Consider the following 25,979-nt stretch of genomic DNA (forward strand, 5'->3'; position numbering starts at 1 on the left):
GCAGACACGACGGACGTTCAGCGTGCACACTGGCGGGTCCGACAGGTGAGTTGAGGAAGCGGGACAGCGTGGCGGCAACGACGCGGAAGAAGAACGGCGAGAGCTCCGGTGGCGGCAACCGGCGACTGGTGATCGTCGAATCGCCGACGAAGGCGCGCAAGATCGCGCCGTATCTCGGCAACGGTTATGTCGTCGAGTCCTCGCGCGGCCACATCCGCGACCTGCCGCGCGGCGCCGCCGACGTGCCCGCCAAGTACAAGGGCCAGCCGTGGGCGCGCCTCGGTGTCGACGTCGACAACGACTTCGAGCCGCTCTACATCGTTCCCGCCGACAAGAAGTCCACGGTCACTGAGCTCAAAGGCCTGCTCAAGGACGTTGACGAGCTCTATCTCGCGACGGACCCCGACCGTGAGGGCGAAGCCATCGCCTGGCATCTGCTCGAAGCGCTGAAGCCCAAGGTGCCCGTGCGTCGCATGGTGTTCCACGAGGTCACGCCGGAGGCGATCCGCGCTGCGGCCGAGAGTACCCGCGAGCTCGATCCGGACCTGGTGGATGCGCAGGAGACGCGCCGCATTCTCGACCGGCTGTACGGCTACGAGGTCTCGCCGGTGCTGTGGAAGAAGGTCATGCCGAGGCTGTCGGCAGGCCGGGTGCAGTCGGTGGCGACGCGCGTGGTCGTCGAGCGTGAGCGTGAGCGCATGCGGTTCACGTCGGCCTCGTACTGGGACATCTCGGCGACGATGGACGCAGGCGCCGATGCCGCGCCGCAGAACTTCCCCGCACGACTGACGGCCGTGGACGGCGCCCGCGTCGCCACGGGCCGTGATTTCAGCTGGAACGGACAGCTCAAGGACTCTTCGTCCGAGGTCCGCGTGCTCGACGAGGCCGAGGCGAACCGCCTCGCCACGGCGCTGGACGGCGCCGACTTCGCGGTCAGGAGCGTCGAGGAGAAGCCGTACACGCGCAAGCCGTACGCGCCGTTCATGACGTCGACGCTGCAGCAGGAGGCGGGCCGCAAGCTGCGGTTCTCGTCGGAGCGTTCGATGCGGATCGCGCAGCGGCTGTACGAGAACGGTTACATCACCTATATGCGTACCGACTCGACGACGCTGTCGGAGGCGGCGCTGTCGGCCGCTCGCAGTCAGGCGACCGACCTGTACGGCTCGGAGTACGTGTCGAACAGTCCGCGGCAATACAACCGCAAGGTCAAGAACGCGCAGGAGGCGCACGAGGCGATCCGCCCGGCCGGTGAGGTGTTCCGCACGCCCGGCCAGGCCGCAGGTGAGCTGGAGACCGACGAGTTCCGCCTGTACGAGCTGATCTGGCAGCGCACGATCGCCTCGCAGATGGCCGACGCCAAGGGCACGACGATGTCGGTGAAGATCGCCGGTACGGCCACCGGCACCGGGGAGGAGTGCGTGTTCTCGGCCTCCGGCCGCACGATCACGTTCCCCGGCTTCCTGAAGGCCTACGTCGAATCCGTCGACACCGAGGAGGGCGGCGAGGCCGACGACAAGCAGAAGCGGCTGCCGCAGCTCGCCGAGGGGAACAACCTCACCGCGGCCGAGCTCGACCCGGACGGCCACGCGACGTCGCCGCCCGCGCGCTACAGCGAGCCCGCGCTGGTGAGCAAGCTCGAGGAGCTGGGCATCGGACGGCCCTCGACGTACGCGTCGATCATCAAGACCATCCAGGATCGCGGCTACGTGTGGAAGAAGGGGTCCGCGCTGGTGCCGTCGTGGGTGGCGTTCTCGGTGGTCGGGCTGATGGAACGGCATTTCGAGCGGCTCGTCGACTACGACTTCACGGCCGCGATGGAGGACGAGCTCGACCGGATCGCCAGCGGCGACGACAAGCGCACGAGCTGGTTGTCGCGGTTCTACTTCGGCGGCGACATGGGAGTCGACGGATCGGTCGGCCGGATCGGCGGCCTGAAGAAGATGGTCGGTTCGGGTGTCGAGGACATCGACGCGCGGGAGATCAATTCGATCCCGATGTTCACCGACTCCGAGGGCAGGGACGTCGTCGTGCGGGTCGGCCGGTACGGGCCGTATCTCGAGCGCGAGGTGGACGGCAAGTCGCAGCGGGCGAACCTGTCCGACGACCTGCCGCCGGACGAGCTGACGCTGGAAATCGCCGAGAAGCTGTTCGCGACGCCCCAGGAAGGGCGTGTGCTGGGCACGGACCCGGTGAGCGGGCACGAGATCGTCGTGAAGGAAGGCCGCTTCGGCCCGTACGTCACGGAACTTCTGCCGGAGCCGGAGGAGGAGCAGGCCGAACAACCCCGGGCCGAGGAGTCCGGGTCCGAGCAGGCCAAGGCCGAGGACGCATCCGGTGAGCAGAAGGCCGGCACCAAGACGGCGGCCAAGAAGACCACGGCGAAGAAGACGACGAAGAAGACGGACAAGCCGAAGCCGCGCACCGCGTCGCTGCTGAAGTCGATGGACGTCGCCGAGGTGACGCTCGACGATGCGCTGAAGCTGCTGTCGCTGCCGCGTGTGGTGGGCACGGATCCGGAGTCGGGTGAGGAGATCACCGCGCAGAACGGCCGGTACGGGCCGTATCTGAAAAAGGGCACCGACTCCCGGTCGCTGGCCACCGAGGAGCAGATCTTCGACATCACGCTCGAGGAGGCGCTGAAGCTCTACGCCGAACCGAAGCGTCGCGGCAGGCAGGCGGCGAAGCCGCCGCTGATGGAGCTCAAGGCGGACTCGGTCTCCGGCAAACCGATCGTGGTCAAGGACGGCCGGTTCGGGCCGTACGTCACCGACGGCGAGTACAACGCGTCGCTGCGCAAGTCCGACAGTGTCGAGGACCTGACGCAGGAACGCGCCGAGGAGCTGCTCGCCGAGAAGCGTGCCAAGGGGCCGGCGAAGAAGCCCGCCAAGAAGTCGACCACGACGAAGAGCGCGGCTTCGGACAGCGGCACGGCTTCGAAGAGCACCGCCGCCAAGAGCACGGCCACCAAGAGCACGGCCACCAAGAGCACCGCCGCCAAGAGCACGGCCACCAAGAGCACGGCGAAGAAGGAAACCCCGGCCAAGTCCACGACGGCCAAATCCACAGCGGCCAAGTCCGGCTCATCGAAGTCGACCTCGGCCAAGTCCACTTCGTCGAAGTCCACGACGGCCAAATCCACGGCAGCCAAGTCCACTTCGTCGAAGTCCACAGCGGCCAAGTCCACGGCTTCGAAGAGCACGACGACCGCGAAGAAGTAGGCGTTTCGCCGACACCGGAGCGGATTGCCACGGCTCCGGCGGGAGAGTTCCAGCCGGGAGCCGTTGTCTGCCGGAAGCCGTTGTCTGCCGGAAGCCGTTGTCGCCGGGTGCGCCCGAACCGGGCAGGCCGGCAGTCACGTCACCGGTCCGGTGGATGTCGCCGACCGGGAGGGCGTGGCCGGGTGCGCCCTGCCCGATGTCCGGGATTCCGGCAGTGGCGGCGAGCGTATGTGCAGCGTAAGCGGGTTCTGTCGGAGCGTGGAGCGGCGTCGGTGACGCCTGCGTCCTGACCACCCGCCGCGGTCGCCGTGGTGCGCCGGTGACCCGAGTCATCGTCCTGTTGGCGGATGCGCGGTGTGATGGGACCGCTACCCTGGCAGCGAACGCCATGTCAGTGCGGATACTCCGCATCGGAAGCAGGCACGAGGAGGAAGCGTGGGCAGCGGAGACGGCACCCAGGCTCCGGAGTCGGCGCACGGCTACAGCGATTCACTGACCGACGAGGAATCCGCCACGGGCGGATCCCGTTCGTCGACTCCTCCTGCGCAGTCGACGGTGCCGGACCTCGAGGTCATTCGCAGCAAAGCCGCCGCGGCGCTGGCCGCGGAGGACGCGAAGCAGGCCGACGGGACGGGCGCCGGTGAGTCCACCGACGGCGCTGCGGACACCGACGCCCCGGAGACCGCCGAAACGGCGAATGGCGATTCGGAGGCGGCCAAGAGCAGGTTCGGCAAGATCCCGCGGCCGCGGATGCGGGGCCAGCTGCTGCCCGCGATGCTGCGGCAGGGGCAACGGCCGCAGAAGGCGCAGCAACCCGCCGCGACCAAGCCTGCCAAGCAGCCGTTGAGCCAGCGCGTCACGGTGCGGAAGCCGTCGAACACCTCGGCGGGCATGATCGCGGCCGGTGTGTTGCTGATCGTCTTCGTGCTCGTGGCGATCCGGTTCGTCGTCAGCTTCGCCGAGAGTGTCGGCAGCGTCTTTTCCTGACCCGCGGTTGCTTCGCGCCGGATCGCCCCTGACCCACGACAGCCCCTGACCCGAGACCCCCTGCGACCACGCTTCGTGTGACCTCACGGTCGGTGGGGTATTGCTGACCCGCGGTGTCTTCGCTGGTCCGCCCCGCGAGGGCAGTCAGGTCAGCGATACGCTGGCCGCACAGGCAGCGCCGGTCATGTGGGGTGGGCACATCAGCGAGGCAGCTCGGGGGACACAGAACGCCGACACGCGCAGCGAACGCGCGTCGACGGAAACTCCGTCGGCGCAGCACGAGATGTCCACGACCCGGCGGGCGCGCAGCGTACTGGGGATCCGGCCGTTCCGGCGACTGTGGGCGGTGACGTACCTGTGCAGCGTGGCCGACTGGCTCGCGATGCTCGGCCTCACCGGCCTCGTCACGAAGTACACCGACGACTACCTGCTGCAGAACTTCGCGTTCGTCGGTGTCGTGCTCACCCAGCTGCTGCCCGGGTTGCTGTTCGCGCCGCTCGGCGGTCTGCTCGCCGACCGGTTCGACCGCCGCAAGGTGATGATCGGAGCCGACCTCGCCCGGTTCGCACTGCTGTTCTCGATCCCGATCGTCGGATCGCCGATCTGGCTGTTCGTCGCCAACTTCATGGCGGGGTCCGCCGCCATGATGTGGATCCCCTCGAAGGACGCGGCGGTGCCGAACCTGCTGCGCAGGCCCGACCAGGTGGAAACGGCCAATCAGCTCGGCCTGTTCATGACCTACGGGCTCGCGGTCGTCAGCGGTGCCGGGCTGTACTCGGTGCTCACCGGTGTGCAGACGACGCTCGGCATCTCGCCCGACGCGTTCGGCGAGTTCGGCATCGCCAACGCCGTCGTGTTCATCAACGCGCTGCTGTACCTGGCCAGTGCGGTCCTCATCGCGACCCGCATCCCGGAACTGTCGCTGCGCAACGTCCACCCCGTGCCGGAAAGCAGCGTCGCGCACTCGCCGGACGCCGCGACGAGTCGTTCGGGCGAGAGCGACGACGCCGATGCCGACGAGGACAAGGTCGGTTTCATCGCGATGGTGCGGCAGAGCTTCAGCTACATCCGGCGCACGAAGCTGGTCCGCGGCCTGCTGATCGGCATGATGGGCGCGTTCGCCGCGGGCGGCGCCGTGATCGGCGCGGCCAAGCCGTACTCGTTGAGCCTGGGCGGCGGCGAAGCGTCGTTCGGACTGTTGTTCGTGGCGGTGTTCGTCGGTGCCGCGGCGGGGCTGGCGATGGTGCCGAAGCTGGCCCGCAGGCTGCCGCACGACCGGCTGTTCGGCGTGGGCATCGTGCTGGCGGGCCTGGCGCTGATCGCCGTCGCGCTGTCGCCGCACCTGGCCGTGTCGCTCATCGCGGCGGCCGCCGTCGGTGCGTGCGCGGGTGCGGGCTTCCTCACCGGCGTCACGATCATCGGTTCGCAGATCGACGACTCGATGCGCGGGCGCATCAACGCGATCTACCAGTCGCTGCTGAAGATCATCATCTTTGGTGCGACCGCGACCGTGCCGGTGCTCATCGGCCTGGTGCAGCCGCACAAGATCACGGTGTGGGGCAACGAGCTGATCATCGACGGCACGCGCCCGGTGCTGCTCGGCGGCGGGCTGCTGGCCGCGCTCGTCGGCGTTGTCGCGTACCGGCAGATGGACTCGCGCCGCACCGAACCGATCCTCGCCGACCTGCGCAACGTCATGCGCAGGCGGCCACGGCGCGTGAACGGCCTGCTCATCGCACTCGAAGGCACGACGGCGACCGACACCGGCAGGCAGGCGGCCCGCCTCGCCGACACGCTGCGCAGCGGTGAGCGGGACGTCGTACTCGCCACCGATCCGGCGCTCGACGACGAACGGCTGGAGGGCATCGTCTCCGGGGCCTCGCTGTCGAGCGCGCGGGCGCAAGCGCTTGCGGCCGCGGCCGTGCGCGCCGACATCGTGGAACGCGACATCCGGCCTGCGCTCGACTCCGGCGCGGTCGTCGTCATGGAGCGGTTCGTCGACTCGCCGCTCGCACACCTGTCCGCGGTCGCCGGGCTCGACGCGTCCGAGCTGGAAGGTCTCGCCGACTGGGCGACGGCACGGTTGCGGCCCGACCTCGCGGTGCTGCTCGACACCGACCCGGCGGTCGGCACCGTCGAGGGCAGCGCCGACAGCACGTCCGCAGGCCCGCAGCATTGGCGCGTGCAGCAGCTGCTCACCGAAATGGCGTCGGCGGACCCGCAGCACTACGTCGTCGTGGACGCGGAGGGCAGCCCCGACGAGGTCGCCGAACGCATCCACACCGCGGTTCAGTGCGCCCTGGCCGGAAAGGTTCCCGGGTTGAGTAAGTTCGGGCGCCCGACGACCGGTCGCGCGCCCGACGGTGACGTTCCCGCCCACGACGCTGTATCCCACGACGCCGCATCCCACGACGCCGCATCCCGCGACGCCGCATCTCACGGCGCCGCATCCCACGGCGCCGCATCCCACGGCGCTGTATCCGACGGCGCTGTATCCCAGGAGGTCGCGTCCGACGAGGCCGCGTCCGGAGCCGCCGAGGAACGCGCGACACAGAGGACCGCATCGTGACGCCGGTCTGGTCGCAGGTGGTCGGTCAGGAACCGGCCGTCGAGACGTTGCAGACCGCCGCGTCGGCCGCCGCCGCACTCGTCGCGGGCGAGGCCGACACGAACGGCGGGATGACGCACGCGTGGCTGTTCACCGGCCCGCCGGGATCGGGCCGTTCCGTGGCGGCTCGGACGTTCGCCGCCGCGTTGCAGTGCTCGACGGGCACGGGCTGCGGCGGCTGCTCCGGCTGCCGCACCGCGGTCGCGGGCACCCACGCCGACGTGCGGCTCGTCGTTCCCGAGGGGCTGTCGATCGCGGTCGCGGAGATGCGGTCGCTCGTACAGGCCGCCGCACGCAGGCCCACGACCGGCGAGTGGCAGGTCGTGATCATCGAGGACGCCGACCGGCTGACCGAGGGCGCCTCGAACGCGCTGCTCAAGGCAGTGGAGGAACCGCCGGCCCGCACGGTGTTCCTGTTGTGTGCGCCGTCCGACCACCCCGAGGACGTGTCCGTGACGATCCGGTCGCGGTGCAGGCTCGTCACGCTGCGCACGCCGCCGCCGGACGCCATCGCACGGGTGCTGGGCGAGCGGGACGGTGTCGACGAGTCGACCGCGCGCTGGGCGGCGTCGGTGTGCGGCGGACACGTCGGCAGGGCACGCAGGCTCGCCACCGACGAGGCCGCCCGCGGACGCCGCGACGCGGTGCTGCGTATCCCGCTCGGGCTGCGCAGGCCCGGGGACATCTTCACGTGCGCGGACGAGCTGATCAAGACCGCCGAGTCCGACGCCGCCGACGAGAGCAAGGCGCGTGACGAGGCGGAGGCGGAGGAGCTGCGCACCGCGATGGGCTCCGGTGGCAGCGGCAAGGGTGTGGCCGCGGCGAAACGGTCCGCGGACGCCGCCGTGAAACAGCTGGAGAAGCGGCAGAAGTCGCGCGCCACCAGAACTCAGCGGGACACGCTCGACCTGGCGCTCATCGATCTGGCCGGGTTCTACCGCGACGTGCTGGTCACGTCCAGCGGAGCGGGCGCCACGCTGAACCACCCCGACTTCGCCGAGCACAGCCGCGAGGCCGCGCGCGAGTGGACCCCGGCGTCGACGTTGCGGCGCCTCGAAGCGGTCCTCGAATGCCGCGACGCGATCACCTGGAACGTCAAACCCCGCATCGCCGTCGAGGCCATGGTCACCACCCTCCGCGAGGGCTGACGCCGCTGCTTTTGTGCCCCCAAGGGCACCTTAGTGGCATTGAGGGGTGGTGGCCGGGCCGGCGGGCCGGAGCCCCTGATCTTCCCCTTGCTCCCACTGCCCGGACGGACACGCTCCGCGCGGCTGTGCCGTGCCGAAACGACGACGCCCCCATGGTGCCCTTGGGCGCCATGGGGGCGGTCGATCGCCTGCTCCTACTCGCGCGGACGCGGTGACGGCCGCGGTGGTGCCGTTGCCGCTGCTGCCGGTCCGCCTCGGCGGAGTGGGGAGACGGCCACCAGGACCGCACCGATCAGCAGCATCGCCGTACCCGTCCAGAAGATCGGCACCGACGCGTACGCACCGCTGGTCTGCGCCAGCTCGTCCGGAGCAGCGGGCGGGGCGGCGCCGCCACCCTCCGGCGGTGCCGCAGGCTCGGGCTTGCTGCAGTCGACGCCGCCGGTCGGCGCGTACGCACGCGCGATCTGCTCACCCAGCGACACCTGCGCCAGCGACGACGGAAGCTTGTCCGCCGCATCGCCCGGCAGCAGCTCCTTCAACTTCTCCGTCGGCAGGATCTGCAGGTCCAGCAGCCGCGCCGACGCTCCCTGCTGGTAGCCCTTGAACGGCTCGGCCTTCTCGTTGCCACGCTTGGTCAGCTCGGCGATGCTCAGCCGCAGCACGCCCAGATCGAGGACCTTCCCGGTCGCGGCGTCGCCCAGCGTCTTCACGCCGTCGTTGACCGTCTGGGCGAGATCGCCCACCACCGGTGCTTCCTTGACCTGGTCGTAGCCGGGCATGTCCTTCAGCTCCGGCGTCGGCATCCCGACCGGGATGTCGGCGGTGGGGTTCGCCGCGTCGAGAGTGAACAGCTCCTCGCCGTTGCGCTCGATCGTCAGCACCGGCGCCTCGTACTCGACCTTCGAGGTCTCCGCCTTACCCGTCGACAGCACCCGCAGCGTCGGCTGGCTCGCGACCTTCACCGTCAGGCCGAGCGGCGTGCCCTTGAGGAGGTTGAGGTCGGCGACCTGCATGGTCGAGGTCGACTCGACGGCCTTGCGTTCGGTGCCCGGCATGTCGACCAGGCGCACCCGCGAGCGCGTGGACAGCGTGTTCGGGGCGCTGATCAGCGAGCCTTCGCCGTCGGCCGCGGGCTTGGCGTCCCGGGTGCGCTGGCCGGACAGCAGACCGCCGAGGTCGGCGAGCGAGCCGAGCGCGTTCAGCGCTTCCTCGTCGCCCGTGTCGGCGGCGCCGAGCTGCCCGAGGCCAGGCATCGTCGGGACCGTGTTCAGCAGCGATACGCTGGCCGCCGATGTCGAGGCGTCCGCGATCGTGCCGACACACGGACCCAGCTCCTCACTCCACCGCGCATGCGCCGTGCCGTTGAGCCCGCTGAGGTTGACCAGCGGGTTCTCCGGCGCGTTGAAGCCTGTCGACACGGGCTTCTCGTTGTCGGGCAGCGCCGTCTGGGTGGCCGTACCCGGTGTCGCCGGCGCGTTGCCCTTGACCGCAACACCTGCGGGCGACGCCGACGCGATCGAGTGCTCGTACGTCAGATACGACTCCGAATTGGCACGGGCGTTGGACAGCCCGAACCCACCTTCGAGGGCGGACTGTTTCGGTAGGTCCTCCTCGGCCCCGGGAAGGATGGCGTCCGTCGGCACGGCCTGCGGCAACAGCCGCACCATGCCGAGCGCGGTGCCCGCCTCGCCGACGGCCTTGCCCTTCGTCTCCGTCGGATCCGAAGCGGGAGGGGCGTCCGGATCGGCCGGAGCCGGGACCGGGGTGGTAGGGATCGTCTGCCCGGCGGCGGGTGCGGCCGCCAGGACGACCATGGCGGCCGCAAGCGGCAGCGCTGCCGAGCGGGCCAGTCGTCGGCGCATAGTGGTTGGTCCTCCAGTGCAGGTGGAGCCGGTCGGGGTTGGCTATGCCTGTTTGATCCTGTAACGAGCGAGGGGGGCGTCGGTGACGCACGAGCGTCCGGTATAGTTTGCTGCGCACGGACAAAGATTCCGCGCCGCCTTAGCTCAGACGGCCAGAGCAACGCACTCGTAATGCGTAGGTCACCGGTTCGAATCCGGTAGGCGGCTCGCCCGAAGGCGCCCCATGCTCGTCGCGTGGGGCGCCTTCGCTGTGTTCGGGCATCGCAGATGTCTTCTGGGGGCGTGGCCCCCAGACCCCCGCCCGGGGAGTCCCCCGGACCCCCATCGCTGTGGTCACCTTGGTCCGGTCCGACTCCGGGGCGTTGTTCGGCGCGGGTTGGGTTGCTCGCTTCGCATCGCCGGTTGCGTTGGGTGGTCGCCGGGTTTCGGGGTGACGGTTCGCGGAGTGGGGTGCTGGAGCCGGGGGTGTGGTTGCGTTGGGTTTGCTCGCTTCGCATCGCCTGTGCGGTGTTGAGTGGGTCGTTGTTGTGACGTGGGGGTGGTCAGTCCTCACTCGGTGGCAGCCGCGGCCGGCTCAGTTGGTGAAGAACGACCCCAGCTCGCCGGGGCGCACGAACGAACGCGGGGGCCTTCCGCCGAACGGAAAGCCCCCGCGCCTCGTCAGCGGTCAGTACTGGCAGGTGTCGCGGTACTCGGCGATGTCCCGGTCGTCCGGCGCCGGGCACAGGAACTGTGCATAGCGTTCGTCGTCGTCGAGGAACAGCTTGAACCACGACAGCGTGTACTTCGCCGTCGTCGTGTCCGGCGAGTTGGGGAAGAAGTGGTTGGCGTTCTCCAACTCCATGTACGCCTTGTCAGTGCTGTCGGGGATCGACTCGTAGAACGGCTCCGAGTGGCGCCGCACCGATGCGACCGAATCGGACTCGCCGCCGATGATGAACGTCGGCGTCGTCAGCCCCGAGAAGTCCTTCCTCGTGTGCCACGGCGCGAACGGCACCGCCGCGTCGATGTCCGGGTTCTCCAGCGCGGCCTCGAGCGTTCCGCCACCACCCATCGAATGCCCGGCGACGCCGAGCCGGTCCGGGTCGATGCGGTCGGCCACGTCGCTGTCCTGCGTGAGGTAGTCCAGCGCGGCGTTCAGCTGCTCGGCCCGGCTGCCGGGCTGGTCGTAACGGCTGTCGGTGTCGATCGTCAACACGACGAAACCCTGCGAAGCCAGCCGCGGCCCGAACCACGCGATGCTCGACTCGCTCGCCGTGTAACCGGGGGAGATCGCGATCGCTGCGAACGTGCCCTCGTCGGTCGCCGTCGGGGAGTAGATCGTCCCACCGCCGAACCCGCGCACCAGGCTCGACACACGATCCTCCTCGACGTCGAACGGCCCCCGTGGAGCCTCGATGCTGTCCTCCGTCGGATCCGGGCCGTGCTGATCCGTGCCCGCCGCGTGGGCGGCCTGCCCGGCAGGGCCGATGAAGGCGGTCGTGAGCGCAAGCGCGGCCGCCGACAGGAGCGTCGTCGCTCTCGTTCGTCGCACTGTTCCTCCTCGAATTCCGGTGAGTCCGGCTTCTGGCCCGATCACTCTCACCCGGCACCGCGGCGCTGCGCATCGGTGTAATCACCAGGGGTGTGTGAGAAGGTTACCGGCGGGTTCCTTGATCTTCCGTACGCCGGGACGACGGCCTTTCCAAGGGCGGAGGGCTATGGCTGCAGCCATCATGGGCAGGGACGACGTCGAAGTTCGCCTCGCGGCGCTCGGCGACGACGTCGGCTCGGGACGCGGGGGCGCGCTCGTGCTCACCGGCGCCCGCGGCATGGGCAGGACCACCCTGCTGCAGTCCGTGCCGACGGGCGGGCCGGTGCGGATCGCAACGGTCACCGGCATCGCGGCCGAGTCCGAGCTCCCGTGGGCGGGTCTGCACCGGCTGTGCGCGTCCGCGGGGATCGCGACCTGCACCGCGGGCGACGTCGCGCAGCGCGCCACGGAGTTGTACGAGCACCTGGCGGCCTGCGGGCCCGTGCTGTGCCTCGTCGACGATGCCCACCTGCTCGACGCCGGATCCCTCGACGTGCTGGCGTTCGTGGCGCGCAGATGCGTGCGGGGTTCGGTCGGGGTGGTGTTCACGGTCCCGCTCGCGGCGCCCGAGGAGGACCGGCTGGCCGGCCTCGACGTCGAACCACTCCCGCCGCTGACCGACGACGAAGCCCTGCGCCTCGTGCCGGGGCGGATCGCCGAATCCGTCGCCGCCGAGCTGGTCGAGACCGCCGGCGGGAACCCGTCCGACCTGCTGGAACTCGTCGACTCCCTCACCGCGGCGCAGGCCGCAGGCAGGCAGCCGCCGCCACGCGAGCTGCCGGCGGGAGGACGTGGCCGGGACGCCGTGGTGCGCACCTTCCGGGGCTTGTCCGAGGCTGCGCGTGCACTCGTGCTGCGGGCCGCGTGTGCCGAGCCGCCCGATCCGTCCGAGCCGTTCGAGGGGGTCGGGGCCGCCGACGGCCCCGTGCTCGCCGAGGTGCAGCGCTGCGGGCTGGTGCGGATGACGGCCGAGGGGGTCCGCGCGGTCAGCCCGGTCGTCGGTGCCACCGTGTACGCCGCGGCGTCCCACACCGAACGCAGAGCGGCGCACGCCTCGCTCACCGCGTCCCTGGATCCGCAGCGCCACCGCGCCGCATGGGAGTGGCACCGGGCCCGCGCCGAGGGCCGCACCGACGTGGCCGACCGGCTCGCCGCGGTGGCCGGTGACAACCCGGACACGTCCGCGCTTGCCTGGTACCGGGCCGCGCGGCTTACCCCTCCCGGCCCCGCGAAGGCCGAACGGCTGTGGCGCGCCGCCTGCCGGTACTGGGCGGAGGGACGCGCCGGAGCGGCGCGCAGGCTGCTGTGGCACGCCCGTGAGCACGCACCGTCCGGTGCGGTGGCGGGCCGGGTCCTCGCCGCCACCGGCGAGATCGAACTCAGGGACGGAGCTCCCGAGGTCGCTGCGCACCAGCTCGTGCTCGCCGCGCAGAGCCTGCCCGTCGACGAGGCGGCCGATGCGTACCTGCTCGCGGCCGAAGCGCGCCGCACCGCCGCCGACGGCTGCGGCTACGCCGAGACGGCCACCAGGGCCGCGACGACGGAAACGCTGGTGGCGACGCATCTCGCTGGCATGGCCGCGATGTGGTCCCGGGACTACGCGGATGCCGCCGCGGCCTTGCGGTGGGTGCTGGACGAGGCGGGCGACGACGTCCGCGGAGCTCTGTGCGCGGCGGAGGCCGCGGTGACCCTCGGCCGTCCAGGGGCGGCGCACGACCGGGCGGCCGCCGCGGTCGCCCGGGCCCGCGGCGGTGACCGCCCGACCCTGCTGCCCACGGCGCTGTTCCAGTTCTCGCTCACGTCGGCGCTGCTCGACCGTCCGCACGCCGCGGTCGAGGCGAGCGGGGAAGGCGTCGCGCTGGCCGTGGCGAGTGGGCAGCGCAACACGGCGGCCGAGCACGAGGTGCTCGCGGGCCTGGGACACGTCTCGCTCGGCGACCGCGACGCGGCACTGGCGCGGGTGGCATCGGCGCAGGACCGGATCGACCGCGTCGGGCTCCGACGCGCGGCCGCGCTCGCCGAGTGGGTACGCGGGTGCGCCGACCTGCTCGACGACCGGCCCGCCGACGCGTTCCGGCGGTTGAACGCACTGTTCGTCCCCGGAACGGGCCGGTCGACGGTGCAGGTCGCCGCGATTCCGCAGCTCGTCGAATCCGCGATCCGGTGCGGCGAGTCCGACGGCGCACGACGGGCGCTCGAACGGTACGAGACGTGGGCGGAGTCGACGGGGACCGGCGTGTGGCTCGCGCTCGCGCACCGGTGCCGGGCGTTGCTTGAGGCCGATCCGGCGACGGCGGAGGCGCAGTTCCGCAACGCCATCGAGCTCCAGCGGTCCGGTGGTATGACGCTGGAACTCGCCCGCACGGAGCTGGCGTACGCCAGGGCGCTGCGGCGACAGCGCCGCAACCGTGAGGCACGTTCGGTGCTGCGCGACGCCTTCCGCCTCGCCGACGACGCGGGAGCCGGCTACTGGGCGGCGCAGATCCGCGACGAGCTGCGCGCCGCGGGTGACCGTGCCGAGGAAGCTGTGCCGTCGTCGGCCGAAGGTCTGACGCCGCAACAGGAACGCATCGCCCGGTTGGTCGCGGACGGACGGACGAACCGGGAGGTCGCGGAACGGCTCGCGATCTCCCGGCGCACCGTCGAACACCATCTGCGCAACATCTTCGTCCGGCTCGGCGTGCGCTCGCGGGTGGAACTCGTCGCGGCCGTGTCCGGGTCCTCGCCCCGGAACGCGTGACGACGGAGCTGACGGGTATCGGCTCGTGCAGGTTCGTGCGGGCTCGTGCCGGCGGCTCTGCGTGCCCTGCGGCCGGGAACCGGACGTCCGGTGTGACGCACGTCCGGTCACCCGGACGGGAGGCCGCATCTACGCTGTCGCCCATGCCGATGTTCGAGTTCGAAGGTAAGCGTCCCTCCGTCCACCCCGAGGCGTGGATCGCCCCGACGGCCACGCTGGTGGGCGACGTCGTCGTCGAGCAGGGCGCGTCGGTCTGGTACGGCGTCGTCGTGCGTGCCGATTTCGGGCGCATCGTCATCCGTGAGGGTGCCAATGTGCAGGACAACTCGGTACTGCACGTCAACGACGGGGTGTGTGAGGTCGGGGCGAACGCCACCGTGGGACATTCGTGCATCGTCCACGACTGCACCGTCGGGGAGCAGGCGCTCATCGGCAACGCCGCCACGGTCCTCGACAAGGCGACCGTCGGTGCGCGCACACTCGTCGCCGCGGGCGCCACCGTCACGCCCGGCACCGAGGTGCCGTCCGAGGTCATCGCGATGGGCAGCCCCGCGAAGAAGTTCGTGCCACTGACGGACTCGGCCCGGGGCTGGGTCGACCACAACGCCGCGGTCTACCAGGAGCTCGCCCGCCGTCACGCCGTCGGTGTCGAAGAACTCGCCGAGCCCGACCGGCCCGCGTAGACAACCGGTGACCGTCCGCCGCGACCGGCCCGCCGACCGCGGGCCGGTCGCACGAGCGAAGTGAGCGACAACAGCATGAGCACCACCGCATGACGGTCCCGAAGACACTCGTGCACCGGGCGTTTCCGCCGACCGCCGTGGCTGCGGGCCTGATCTCGGTGCTCGTCGCCGTCACCAGCACGGCCGCGATCGTCTTCTCCGCCGCACGGGCAGCAGGAGCGTCGCCGGCCGAGGTGACGTCGTGGATGCTCGCCGTGTGCGTGGGCATGGGCGTCACCTCCATCGGCCTGTCGCTGCGCTACCGCGCGCCGATCGTCACCGCCTGGTCCACTCCGGGCGCCGCGTTGCTGGCCGCGAGCCTGCACGGGGTGTCCATGCCGCAGGCGATCGGCGCGTTCGTCGTGTCGGCCGCGCTGATCACGTTGACCGGGCTCACCGGCTGGTTCGAACGAGTCATGAACCGCATCCCGGTGGCGCTCGCCTCCGGACTGCTGGCCGGGGTTCTCGTGCAGTTCGGCATCGACCTGTTCGGCGAACTGGAGACGAGTTTCGCCGTCGTGTTCCCGATGCTGCTGGCGTACCTGCTGGCGCGGCGGTGGGTGCCCCGCTACGCCGTGCTGGTGGCGCTCGCCGTCGGCGTCGCGGCGACGGCCGTCACCGGGACGCTGCAGCTCGACCGGGTCGACCTCGCGTTCGGGGCTCCCGTGTTCACGATGCCGGAGTTCGACTGGCAGGTGATCATCAGTGTCGGACTGCCGCTGTACATCGTGACGATGGCGTCGCAGAACCTGCCCGGAGTCGCGGTGCTGCGCGGTGACGGCTACACCGACGTGCCGTTGTCGCCGGTCATCGGCACCACGGGCGTGGCGAATCTGCTGCTCGCGCCGTTCGGCTGCTTCGGGCTGAACCTCGCCGCCATCACCGCGGCGATCTGCACCGGACCGCAGGCGCTCGAGGACCGCAGCCGCCGCTACCTCGCCGCGGTGTGGGCCGGCCTCTTCTACCTGGGCATCGGCGTGTTCGCGGGCACGGTCGGCTCGCTGCTCGGCGCCCTCCCCGAAGCGTTGATCATCGGCATCAGCGGCCTCGGCCTGCTCGCCACGATCACGGGCTCGCTCACCGCGGCGCTCGGCGACGACCGGTGGCGCGAACCGGCCGTCGTGACGTTCCTGGCCACGGCGTCCGGCGTGACCCTGCTTGGCATCGGTTCGGCGTTCTGGGGACTGCTCGCGGGCGTGCTCACGGCGTTGATCACCCAACGGCGCCGGTCCTGAGGAAAGCGCCCCGAAGGGACCCTTCGGGGCGTTGAGTGCCCCCAAGGTGCCCTTCGGGGCAACGGACCGGGCACGAAAAAGGGGATCCGGCCCGGGTGGTCGGATCCCCTTGAACGATCTTGCGGGTGCGGCTCAGTGCTTGCCGGCGTCGGCAGCTTCCTTCTCGAGGCGCTCACGCTCGCGCTCCAGCGAACGCTCGATCTCGGCCTCGGCCTCCATCCGGCCGACCCAGGAGGAACCCTCGACGCTCTTGGCGGGCTCGAGGTCCTTGTACACCTGGAAGAAGTGCTCGATCTCGAGCTTGTGGAACTCGTTCAGGTGGTGGATGTCCCGCAGGTGGTCGTTCCGCGGGTCGCCGGTCGGCACGGCCAGCACCTTGTCGTCCGGGCCCTTCTCGTCGCGCATGCGGAACATGCCCACGGCGCGGCACTTGACCAGGCAGCCGGGGAAGGTCGGCTGCTGCACGAGGACGAGCACGTCGAGCGGGTCGCCGTCCTGGCCGAGCGTGTTGTCGATGAAGCCGTAGTCGGCCGGGTACTGGGTGGCCGTGAAGAGCGTCCGGTCCAACTTGATCCGGCCCGTCTCGTGGTCCACCTCGTACTTGTTGCGCTCCCCGCGGGGGATCTCGATCGTGACGTCGAAGTCCACGGCGTCCTCGCTTGATCTCGTCGGCGCCGCGTCGCCCGCGGCTGAAAATGTCAGGTCCTTACCCGATCAGTGTGGCCCACCACTCGGTCATGTAGCACTAAGGATGGCACTAGTGTGATGTCTGCCCCGTTCGAGTGGCGGAACGCATTAGCACACAGTGGGGACTTGCTGGAGGGGTACGTGTCACAACGCGATACCGGTGCGGGCGACGGCGGCGGGGCTGCCGGCGACTGGCCCGCGTGGCCGTCGGACGACGTCGACGCGGCCTCACAGGGTGACGCGACCCCACACGGCGAGACGGTCCCACCAGGTGACGCGACCTCGCAGGGGGAGACGGCCCCACCGGCCGACGCAGTGCCATCAGCCGACGCAGCCCCACCGGACGATGCGGCCCCACAGGGCGAGACAACCGCACCGGGTGACGTGGCCCCACGAACGCCCCCACGGAGGCAGCCGCAGTCGGAGCCATCGCAGCCACCCCGGACGCAGCCACCCCGGACGCAGTCGTCGCGGCCGCAGCCGCCCCCCTCGGCGTGGCCGGAGGTGCAGGGCCCGACACGGTCGCCGTGGTCAGGGCAGGCATCCGGGGCCGCATCGCCACGTCCGCCCGGGCAGCCGCAGTCCCCGGCGGGGCCGCAGCAGCCCTCCGAATTCCGGGGGCCGCAACACCGACCTCCGGACGCGGGGCACGGCCCCCGGGATCCGCAACACGATGCCCGGGATCCGCAACACGGCCCCCGGGATCCGCAACACGGCCCCCGGGAAGCGCAACACGGGCAGCAGTGGCCGCCGCGGCCTCCGGCCCCGCCGCAACGGCCCGCGCAGCCGCCGGTCTCCACCACACCGGTTCCGCAGGCCGGGACGCCCGCCCGTCCGATGCGCATCGAGCCGACCCGGCATGCCCACCCGGATGCAGCCGCAGACGGCGGTCACGCAGCCGCAGGCGACAGTGACGGCCGCCCCGACACCACCGCAGCCGCAGGCGATACCGCCGCAGCCGACACCGCCGCAGGTGAGGTCGCGGCCGCAGCCGACACCGACACCGACGCAGCCGACGCAGCCGACGCAGCCGACGCAGCCGACGCAGCCGACGCCGCCGACGCAGCCGACGCAGCCGACGCAGCCGACGCCGACACTCCCGCCGAAGCCGCACCCGCAGCCGACGGCCGGTCGGGCGGCCCGCCCGACCAGCCGTCCGGTGGGGATCCCGACCCCGACCCCGACCCCGGCCCCGCGCCGAAACGCCGGCGACGCGGGCGTGCCCTGCTGCTCGGCGGGCTGGCGCTGGTGCTCGTCGTCGCCGTCGGCATCACGCTGGCGCTGCCCGCCGTGTCGAACCGCCTCGGCCTTCCCTGGGCGCCGAACCTGCCGAAGGGGGACGAACCGGAGCCCATCGCCGTCACCCGGCAGCTGCAGCCCATCGGAGGTCAGGGCGACGCGCCGACGCCGAGCGGAGTGCAGCAGGCGCTCGAGGGGCTCGCGAGTTCCGATGCCCTGGGCTCGCTCAGCGGAACGGTCGTCGACGCGGCCACCGGCGAGACTCTGTGGTCGCAGGGTGAGAACAAGGCCGTCACGCCCGCGTCGGCGACGAAGATCCTCACCGCAGCGGCGGCGCTGCTCGAACTCGGTCCCGACATGCGACTGTCGACCAAGGCGTACGAGGCGGTGCCCGGGCGGGGCGGCATCCTCGTGAAGGCGGGCGGCGACGTGACGCTGTCGTCGCTGCCGAAGGGTGAGGAGTCGCTCCACCGGGGTGCGGCCCACCTGGACGACCTTGCTCAGCAGATCGACGAGGCCACCGACGGCAACGTCCGCGCGATCGCCCTCGAACAGAGCGTGTTCACCACCGACGAGACGGCGCAGGGCTGGGCGAACGAGGATGCCCCGTCGACGTACGCCGCCCCGCTCGCCCCGATCATGCTCGACGGCGGCCGCAGGGACCCGCTCGACGACAAGTCCGAACGATTCGGTGACCCGGCCAGCCGGATGGTCGAACAACTGGCCGGCAAGTTCGCCGCCGCGGAAGTCGACCCCGACCTGACGAAGGGTGTCGAGGTAGAGGACCTGCCGGAGCCGATCGCCGAGGTGCAGTCGGCGCCGATGGAGCGGCTCGTGCAGCAGATGCTTCAGCTGTCCGACAACACACTCGCCGAGGCGATCCAGCACCACATCGCGATCGCCAAGGGCCGGGAGCCCTCGTTCGAGGGCGGTGCGAAGGCGACCCTTCAAGTACTGCGCGAGCACGGCTTCGATGTCAGCGGCGTGACGCTCCACGACGGCAGCGGCCTCTCGGTGGACAACCGCATCACGACGAAGCTGCTGTCGGAGGTCGTCGCCGTCGCGGCGGCACCGGACGGCGGTGCGAGTGCCGACGAGCGCACCGCCGCACTGCGATCGCTGCTGGCAGGTCTGCCCGTCGCGGGCGGCACGGGAACGCTCGCCGGGCGCTACACCGAGGGCACGCCCGAACAGGGGCGCGGCTGGGTGCGCGCCAAGACCGGCACCATCTCCTCGACGGGCACGAATGCCCTGACCGGCCAGGTCGTGACCGTCGACGGACGGGTCCTGGCGTTCTCGCTGATCACCTCGGATGCGGACAACACGGAGGAAGCCCGCGACGCCCTCGACACCATCGCGGCGACCCTCCGCCGATGCGGTTGCCGTTAGCGATTCCTTCCACCGGTGACGGATCGTGCCGGTGGGCGGGTCCTGCCGGTGACGGATCGTGCCGGTGGGCGAGCGCCGCCCGGTGGGACGGCGCCGCCCGGTGGGACGGCGCCGCCCGAACCGGTAGCGTCGGCGGGTGTGAACGCCGAGACGAAGGCACCGCCCGCGAATGCGCTGGTCGACTGGCCCCTGGCGGCGTCGACGGGAGCGCGGCTGGTACGCGGCGGACCGGTGGTGCCGCGCGACGAGGCCGACCGTGCGGTCGCCGACCTGCGCGACCTGTCCGTCGATGCCGAGCGCTACGTCCGTGAACTGACCGGTCTCGGTGACGGACTCCCGGTGCCACCGGGAACTGTGGTCGACCGGCCGGGGTGGGTGCGTTCGGCCGCGGCCGGGCTCGGCGAGCTGACCGGCCGTGCCGTGCCGCCCGAGCGTGCGTCGAAACTGTCGTCCGTGTTCGCGGGCAGCGCGGGCGTGCAGACGGGCGTGGTGCTGGCATTCCTGGGGTCGCGGGTACTCGGCCAGTACGACCCGTTCGGCGGGCCGCAGGCCGACGGCGAGCTGGTGCTGGTGGCGCCGAACGTCGTCACCGCCCAGCAGGCGATGAGGGTGCCTGCCCGGGACTTCCGGCTGTGGGTGTGCCTGCACGAGTGCACGCACCGGTTGCAGTTCACCGCCGTCGACTGGCTGCGCGAGTACTTCGCGGCCGAGGTGGGCAAGCTCGTCGGCGGATTCACGGGATCGGACGAGACGGTCGCCGCGACGCTGCAGCGCCTGCCGGACAACCTGCGCTCGCTGCGGGAATCGGGTTCCCGTGACGTGATGGGGCTCGTCGAGCTGGTGCAGTCGCCCGGCCAGCGCGAGGTGTTCGACCGGCTCATCGCGTTGTCGACGCTTCTCGAGGGGCATGCGGACTACGTCATGGACGCCGTCGGCCCTGACGTGGTGCCGAGCGTGGCGACGATCCGCAGGCGCTTCACCGAGCGGCGCAAGGGCGGCGGGCTGTTCGACCGGGTGCTGCGTGCGCTGCTGGGCATCGACGCCAAGGTGCGCCAGTACGAGCAGGGAGCGGCGTTCACCAAGCACGTCGTCGCCACCGTGGGCATGGCCGGTTTCAACGCCGTGTGGACCTCGCCGGAGACGCTGCCGACCCGCGCCGAGATCAAGGACCCGCAGGCATGGATCCGGCGGGTTCACTGACGGCGTCCGGCCGGAGCGGGTTCCACGCGGTCGCGGCGGTCCGCAAGGCCGTCCGGGAGTTCCTGGCCGCGATGCCGGAGCCGGTTCCCGCTTCGCTGTGTGTCGCGGTCTCCGGCGGTGCCGATTCGCTCGCGCTCGCCGAGGCGGCCGCCTACACGTGCCGGAGCCTGCCGGTGACCGCGCTCGTCGTCGACCACGGGCTGCAGGCCGGTTCCGACGAGGTCGCCGAGAAAGCAGCGGCCACGGCCCGTGACCTCGGAGCAGGGGCGGCCCGCGTGCTGCCGGTGTCGGTGTCCGGTCCCGGCGGTCCGGAGGCGGCGGCACGCAGAGCCCGGTACACCGCCCTGCGGGAGGCGTCGGGGGGTGCGCCGGTGCTGCTCGGCCACACCCGGGACGACCAGGCCGAGACGGTGCTGCTCGGGCTCGGCCGCGGTTCGGGGCCGCGATCGATCGCCGGCATGCGCCCGCACGACCCACCGTGGGCAAGACCACTGCTCGGACTGCCGCGGGCCACGACCCGGGATGCGTGTGACGAACTCGGCATCACCCCGTGGCAGGACCCCCACAACGCGGACAGCCGCTACCGGCGCGTGCGGATCCGTGACGAGGCCCTGCCGATGCTCGAGGACGTGCTCGGCGGCGGTGTCGCGGGGGCGCTCGCGCGGACGGCCGCGCAGCTGCGTGACGACGTCGACGTCCTCGATGACCTGGCCGAAGAGCTGCTCGGCCGAGCATTGGCGGACGCGTACCCTGACGCAGGGGGCGAATCGGAGGGCATGTCCGAATTGTCGGTCGCCTCGCTCGGGGCCGCTCCCGCCGCACTGCGCAGGCGCGCGCTGCGGAGCTGGCTGCTCGGTGCCGGAGTGCGTGAACTCACGGACGCGCACCTGCGGTCGGTGGACGCGCTCGTCGCCGATTGGCGCGGGCAGGGCGGCGTATGGCTGCCGGGGGATTTTGAGGCGGGCCGGGCACGTGGAAAGCTCAGGGTCCGTCCGGCAGGAGCCGGAACCAGCACTACTCCAGACCATCGCTAGAGGGGACAGCTGCCGTGTACGAAGGCGACATCGCCTCCGTCCTCATCACCGAGCAAGAGATCAAGGACAAGATCGCCGAGCTGGCCGAGAAGGTCGCCGCGGACTACACCGGTGGCGACGACGCGGCGGGCGAATCGGGTCCCGATCTCGTACTGGTCGGTGTGCTCAAGGGGGCGGTCATGATCATGACCGACTTCGCACGCGCGTTGCCGGTGCCTGCGCAGTTGGAGTTCATGGCCGTCTCGTCGTACGGCTCGTCGACGACGTCGTCCGGGGTGGTGCGGATCCTCAAGGACCTGGACCGCGACATCGCGGGCCGGGACGTGCTGATCGTCGAGGACATCGTCGACTCGGGCCTGACGCTGTCATGGTTGATGAAGAACCTCACGGCGCGCCACCCACGGTCGCTGAACGTCGTTTCACTGCTGCGTAAACAAGAGGCGGTGCAGGTCGACGTGCCGGTGAAGTACATCGGCTTCGATATTCCGAACGAGTTCGTGGTCGGCTATGGTCTGGACTACGCGGAGCGCTATCGTGACCTGCCCTACATCGGCACGCTTGACCCGAAGGTGTACTCAACGTAGGGCGATTTGCTACGTGAGGTGAGTGCATCGCGGCCGGTTCGGGCCATGCGAGCGGAGGTGGAACCGTGAGTCCTTCGATCGCGTCATACCGAACGCGTTGATGCGTTAACCTAAGCGAAGATCGCAGGTCGGCTGCCGAAAGGCCTGCCGTCGGCTCTGAGGGGACGTAGGGAGAGTCCGGAACATGGGGAACAGCAGTCAGGCGGATGCGGCGGCATTCCGCCAAGCGGCCGTCAACGGCCAGGTCGGTATCGACCCGGACCACGCCGAGACGGTGCTGAACAAGATCCGCACCGGCAAGGACGCGGTCGAGGCGCTGCTCCAGAAGGCCCAGGAGCTGTCCACGCCGCCGCAGATCGGCGCGAACCCGGTCGGCAACGCGATGGCCACCAAGTTCTCCGACGCCGCGGGCGGGAACCGGGAGTCCTACGCCGACGCCCTGCGGAATCTCCACCGTCAGTACGACGACGCCGAGCAGGCGATCACCACGGCCATGCGCCGGTACCGCGACATCGACGAGGACAACGCCCAACCGTTCACCGGGCAGCTCTGACGCAGGGGGAAGTGAGCAGTGAACATCGACAACGATTCCGGTCTGATCGGTTCCGACCTGTCCGACGACGGGGCGGCCGAGTCGACCGCATCCGAAGCCGAGGCCGCTCCGGTCGAGTCGGATTCGGAATCCGGCGCCGCTGGGCTGGGTGCGGCGTTGCAGGACGATCCCGCTCGGCTGGAGCGAATGGTCACGGCCGTACAGCTCGGTGACTCGGGCGAGGTCTCCGACATCGTCGGCCGTGCACGCAGCCGGCAGGACGGCTTCGCTTTCGACAACGAGCGGGCGATCGCCGACCGGCCGAACTGGGCGGCGCACGAGAGCAAGCAGCTCTACGCCTTCGCGACGGTCAACAACGTGCCGGGCAGCGCCGAGGAGATCGGCAGCTCGTGGGGGCGCCACGGCACGACGTTGCAGCAGGTCTCCGAGGATCTCTACACCACGATCGACGAACTCGGCACCGCGTGGATCGGCCAGGCGGCCGGTGCTGCGCAGGGTGCGCTCGTCGGCATCGCCAACTCCAGCTCGCAGGCCGCCGAGGCGGCCAGGGCAATGGGCCAGCGACTGTCGCAGCAGGCCGCCGCTGCGGCGGACCTCAAGAAGATGCCGCAGCCGGAGGAGTTCGACCCGGCTTCCGAGACCGCGAACATGCTGGCCATGGGGCCGGCGGCGATGGTCGGCGACATGAAGGAGAAGTTCGATCAGGCCCGCGCGGTCAAGGCCCAGCAGGTGCAGTACCTGAACACCTACACCGCCGCGATGTCCGAGGTCGACAACTCCACGCCGAGCTTCGGCCCCGAATCGCTGGGCCTGAAGCAGGAGACGAACTCGGGCGGCACGAACCTCTCGTCGGTCGGCGGCCCCGGTGCGGTCGGTTCCGTCGGTTCCGGCGTGGCGGGCTCGGTCGGCGGTGTCCGCGGACCCGAGGGGCTGTCGGTACACGGCGGCCCTGCTCACCAGCCGGGGCCGCAGGCTCCGCAGCAGCCGGCACCGCAGACCCCGCAGGCCCCGCAGCAGCCGGCGGCACAGGCGCCCGCTGCGGGTGTTGCGTCCGCCGCGCAGGCGCCCGCGAGTTCCTCGGCCGGTGGCATCGGTGCCGCCGCGGCCGGTGCCGCGCTCGCCGGAGGCGGTGCCGCCGTGGCGGGCGGCCGTGCGTTGGCTAAGGGCAGCAAGACGAGTTCGGACAAGGACCAGGAGTCCGAGGGCGCGACGACGGCGCAGTCGCAGCAGGCGGCACAGCCCGCAGCGTCGGTGCAGCAACCGCAGAACTCGGGTATGCCGGGTGCAGGTGGTCTCATCGGTGGCCGTGAGGGCGCCGGGGTGGCGCCGCCGCCCGGCACTCCGATGGGTGGCGGCATGGGTGCCGCGGGTGCCGCAGCGGGTAAGGGGCAGGAAGGCGAGGAACACACGCACGCGTCCTTCCTCGTCGAGGCGGACCCGGACGACGTGTTCGGAGCCAATCAGGCGACGGCGCCGCCGGTGCTCGGCGCCTGGGGCCCGGACGACGAGGAGTGATGACCGTTGGCGGAGCGGCTCACGCCACTGGAGTTCGATTTCCTGTGGGAGTCGTTCGGCGCCGGTGAGCTGCCCTATCCGCTCGAGGTCCGATCGCACGGCGAGACGCTGGAGCAGCGAGCGGCACTGCGGGCGCAGAGCCTCGGCGAATTGGCGGCCCGGGGACTTGTCGACGAGTCCGGCAGGCCCGCGCCGCTGATCGAGGACTGGTTCGAGTGTCTCGCGACGGCTCAGGTGAGTCTGGACTCCGTGCAGGTCGACGCTCCGGACCACGAACCGCACCTGGCGGTCGCCGCGGCGCTGGGGCCGCAGGGCGTGCTGTTGATCTCGGATTCCGACGGCTACGTGCTCGACCGGGTACCCCCGGACGGTCTGGCCAGCGCTGTCGTGGGGCTGTTGCCCGCGGAGCGCCGCGGCGAGGAGAAGTCGATCACTGTGCCGCTCGAACAGCTGCTGTCCGGCTCCGGGGTGGACTTCCTGCAGCGGCGGGGGCAGGCAGGTCCCGACGGCAAGGCGGGTCCCGACGACGATCGCAAGGCCCTCGCGCGGCTCAACGCGCAACCGCGGCTGCGGGGCGGGCAGATCGGCGCCAACGCGCGCAACTCGTCGGGCGGCAGAACGCGGATGCCGGTGCTGAGCTGGTTCGACACCGAGTCCGGCCGTTACTTCACACAGGCCAGCCGCGGCCGCGACGGCCGGGACTGGATCACCATCGCCCCTGCGGACGCCCCGACGTTGCGGCACCGCCTGTCCGAGATGCTCGCCGGTGCAGCCGGCGCCGCGACGGCGCCACTGTGACGGTGAGCAGGGAGAAGCGCTGACGAGGTCGGTTCATGTTCACGCACCAGACGAGCACCATCGCCAGTTCAGAATTGGTCGGGAGGACCGTGCCCACCCAGGAGTTCTTCAGCCCGGTCACGTTCGACTTCCTGTGGGAGCGGATGGGGGCGGGTGAGTTGCCGTACCCGTTGAAGGTCACGTCCCACGGCGAGACCGAGCATCAGCGGCGCAGGTTTCGCGACGGTGCGGAGCAGGAGATCGAGGCCCGCGGCATCGAGGGTTCGCCGGTCGAGGGCTGGCTGGACCTGCTGGGCAGGGCTTCGGTGACGGTGGACGCACTGTTCATCCCGGAGTTCCAGCACCCGCCGGTGGGCGCGATCGCGGCCTCGGACGGCAAACAGGCGGTGCTCGCCGTTCAGGACCGTGAGGGTTTGCGGCTGAGCCCGGCCTATCCCGACGGCGTGGCATCGGCGGTGGTCGACCTGCTGCCGCAGGCTCGGCGAGGCACGGAAGCGTCGATCACGCTGCCGCTCGGTGAGGCGCTGCAGGCGCGGCCGGACCGCACCGGGGCGCTCGCGGGCAGGAGCGGTGGTGACGCCGACGGCGGCCGCAAGCGCGGCGGCTTCGCCGACCGCACCCGGGACCCGCGGGAGGCGTACTCGCAGCTCATCGCTCAGCCGCGGCTGCGGGGCGGTCAGCTTGCAGCGAACAGCAAGGACGAGCTGGGCTACAAGAAGCGGTCGGCCGTGCTCGCGTGGTTCGACACGGCGACGGGCCGGTACCTGAGCACGTCCGCGTCCGGCGGCGACGGCAGTGAGTGGGTGACCGTGGCTCCTGCGGATGCGAAGACGCTGCGCAGCAGGCTCGGTGAGCTGCTGGCCGGGGTCGGCCGCTGACCGCAGAGC

General features: G+C 71.1%; 18 protein-coding genes and 1 tRNA gene. 16 read left to right on the forward strand and 3 right to left on the reverse strand.

All coding sequences use genetic code 11. The features are described from left to right. Nucleotides 1-68 precede the first annotated feature (68 nt). The 4 genes from topA to LY41_RS06620 all read left to right on the forward strand — a co-directional run bounded on the left by topA (nt 69) and on the right by LY41_RS06620 (nt 7,961). On the forward strand, nt 69-3,218 hold the full coding sequence (topA, locus tag LY41_RS06605; protein ID WP_253862996.1) for a type I DNA topoisomerase: 3,150 nt from the start codon (nt 69-71) through the stop codon (nt 3,216-3,218). A gap of 435 nt (nt 3,219-3,653) precedes the next feature. Then, nucleotides 3,654-4,205: a hypothetical protein gene (locus LY41_RS06610; RefSeq protein ID WP_253862997.1), complete on the forward strand. Its 552-nt coding sequence runs from the start codon at nt 3,654-3,656 to the stop codon at nt 4,203-4,205. Nucleotides 4,206-4,488: 283 nt separating this feature from the next. Continuing rightward, on the forward strand, nt 4,489-6,774 hold the full coding sequence (locus LY41_RS06615) for a bifunctional MFS transporter/dTMP kinase (protein WP_253862998.1): 2,286 nt from the start codon (nt 4,489-4,491) through the stop codon (nt 6,772-6,774). After that, on the forward strand, nt 6,768-7,961 hold the full coding sequence (locus LY41_RS06620) for a DNA polymerase III subunit delta' (RefSeq protein ID WP_253864009.1): 1,194 nt from the start codon (nt 6,768-6,770) through the stop codon (nt 7,959-7,961). Before LY41_RS06615 ends, LY41_RS06620 begins: the two co-directional genes overlap by 7 nt. Nucleotides 7,962-8,155: 194 nt before the next feature. Here LY41_RS06620 and LY41_RS06625 read toward each other — a convergent pair whose 3' ends face one another. Then, a complete protein-coding gene (locus LY41_RS06625; RefSeq protein WP_253862999.1) occupies nt 8,156-9,823 on the reverse strand; it encodes a hypothetical protein in 1,668 nt (555 codons plus the stop codon). Nucleotides 9,824-9,956: 133 nt separating this feature from the next. Here LY41_RS06625 and LY41_RS06630 point away from each other — a divergent pair. After that, nucleotides 9,957-10,030: transfer RNA gene (locus tag LY41_RS06630), tRNA-Thr, on the forward strand. 460 nt (nt 10,031-10,490) lie between these two features. On the opposite strand, the gene LY41_RS06635 is transcribed toward LY41_RS06630, so the two are convergent. Next, nucleotides 10,491-11,357, reverse strand: coding sequence for an alpha/beta hydrolase family protein (locus LY41_RS06635; protein ID WP_372493129.1), 867 nt, complete (start codon nt 11,355-11,357; stop codon nt 10,491-10,493). Nucleotides 11,358-11,523: 166 nt separating this feature from the next. Between LY41_RS06635 and LY41_RS06640 the strand changes: the two genes are divergently transcribed. The 3 genes from LY41_RS06640 to LY41_RS06650 all read left to right on the forward strand — a co-directional run bounded on the left by LY41_RS06640 (nt 11,524) and on the right by LY41_RS06650 (nt 16,093). Beyond that, entirely contained in the window at nt 11,524-14,136 is a 2,613-nt protein-coding gene (locus tag LY41_RS06640; protein ID WP_253863000.1) for a helix-turn-helix transcriptional regulator, read from the forward strand. Nucleotides 14,137-14,279: 143 nt separating this feature from the next. Then, a complete protein-coding gene (locus LY41_RS06645) occupies nt 14,280-14,819 on the forward strand; it encodes a gamma carbonic anhydrase family protein (protein WP_253863001.1) in 540 nt (179 codons plus the stop codon). Nucleotides 14,820-14,908: 89 nt separating this feature from the next. Beyond that, complete coding sequence (locus LY41_RS06650; RefSeq protein WP_253863002.1) at nt 14,909-16,093, forward strand: benzoate/H(+) symporter BenE family transporter; 1,185 nt, start codon at nt 14,909-14,911, stop codon at nt 16,091-16,093. A gap of 132 nt (nt 16,094-16,225) precedes the next feature. Here LY41_RS06650 and LY41_RS06655 read toward each other — a convergent pair whose 3' ends face one another. Next, nucleotides 16,226-16,741: an inorganic diphosphatase gene (locus LY41_RS06655; RefSeq protein ID WP_183650962.1), complete on the reverse strand. Its 516-nt coding sequence runs from the start codon at nt 16,739-16,741 to the stop codon at nt 16,226-16,228. A gap of 876 nt (nt 16,742-17,617) precedes the next feature. On the opposite strand from LY41_RS06655, the gene dacB reads away from it, so the two are divergent. The 8 genes from dacB to LY41_RS06695 all read left to right on the forward strand — a co-directional run bounded on the left by dacB (nt 17,618) and on the right by LY41_RS06695 (nt 25,970). Beyond that, complete coding sequence (gene dacB / locus LY41_RS06660; RefSeq protein ID WP_253863003.1) at nt 17,618-19,408, forward strand: D-alanyl-D-alanine carboxypeptidase/D-alanyl-D-alanine endopeptidase; 1,791 nt, start codon at nt 17,618-17,620, stop codon at nt 19,406-19,408. A 138-nt stretch (nt 19,409-19,546) separates the two neighbouring features. After that, nucleotides 19,547-20,608 (forward strand): Rv3626c family coenzyme F420 biosynthesis-associated protein, encoded by a 1,062-nt coding sequence (locus tag LY41_RS06665; protein WP_253863004.1) that lies wholly within the window; start codon nt 19,547-19,549, stop codon nt 20,606-20,608. Beyond that, complete coding sequence (gene tilS / locus LY41_RS06670) at nt 20,587-21,642, forward strand: tRNA lysidine(34) synthetase TilS (RefSeq protein ID WP_253863005.1); 1,056 nt, start codon at nt 20,587-20,589, stop codon at nt 21,640-21,642. The genes LY41_RS06665 and tilS overlap by 22 nt, the downstream gene beginning before the upstream one ends. 14 nt (nt 21,643-21,656) lie before the next feature. Then, on the forward strand, nt 21,657-22,226 hold the full coding sequence (gene hpt / locus LY41_RS06675; protein ID WP_253863006.1) for a hypoxanthine phosphoribosyltransferase: 570 nt from the start codon (nt 21,657-21,659) through the stop codon (nt 22,224-22,226). A 184-nt stretch (nt 22,227-22,410) separates the two neighbouring features. Next, nucleotides 22,411-22,779 carry a hypothetical protein gene (locus LY41_RS06680; protein ID WP_253863007.1) on the forward strand — a complete coding sequence of 123 codons (369 nt, stop codon included), beginning with the start codon at nt 22,411-22,413 and terminating at the stop codon, nt 22,777-22,779. Nucleotides 22,780-22,797: 18 nt separating this feature from the next. After that, the gene (locus tag LY41_RS06685) at nt 22,798-24,294 is read left to right on the forward strand and encodes a hypothetical protein (protein ID WP_253863008.1); all 1,497 of its coding nucleotides are present in this window, start codon (nt 22,798-22,800) and stop codon (nt 24,292-24,294) included. A gap of 6 nt (nt 24,295-24,300) precedes the next feature. Next, nucleotides 24,301-25,092, forward strand: coding sequence for an ESX secretion-associated protein EspG (locus LY41_RS06690; RefSeq protein ID WP_253863009.1), 792 nt, complete (start codon nt 24,301-24,303; stop codon nt 25,090-25,092). Between the two features lie 89 nt (nt 25,093-25,181). After that, nucleotides 25,182-25,970: an ESX secretion-associated protein EspG gene (locus tag LY41_RS06695; protein WP_253863010.1), complete on the forward strand. Its 789-nt coding sequence runs from the start codon at nt 25,182-25,184 to the stop codon at nt 25,968-25,970. Nucleotides 25,971-25,979: the final 9 nt, after the last annotated feature.

The organism is Prauserella halophila (assembly GCF_024171895.1).
Lineage (GTDB): Bacteria > Actinomycetota > Actinomycetes > Mycobacteriales > Pseudonocardiaceae > Prauserella > Prauserella halophila.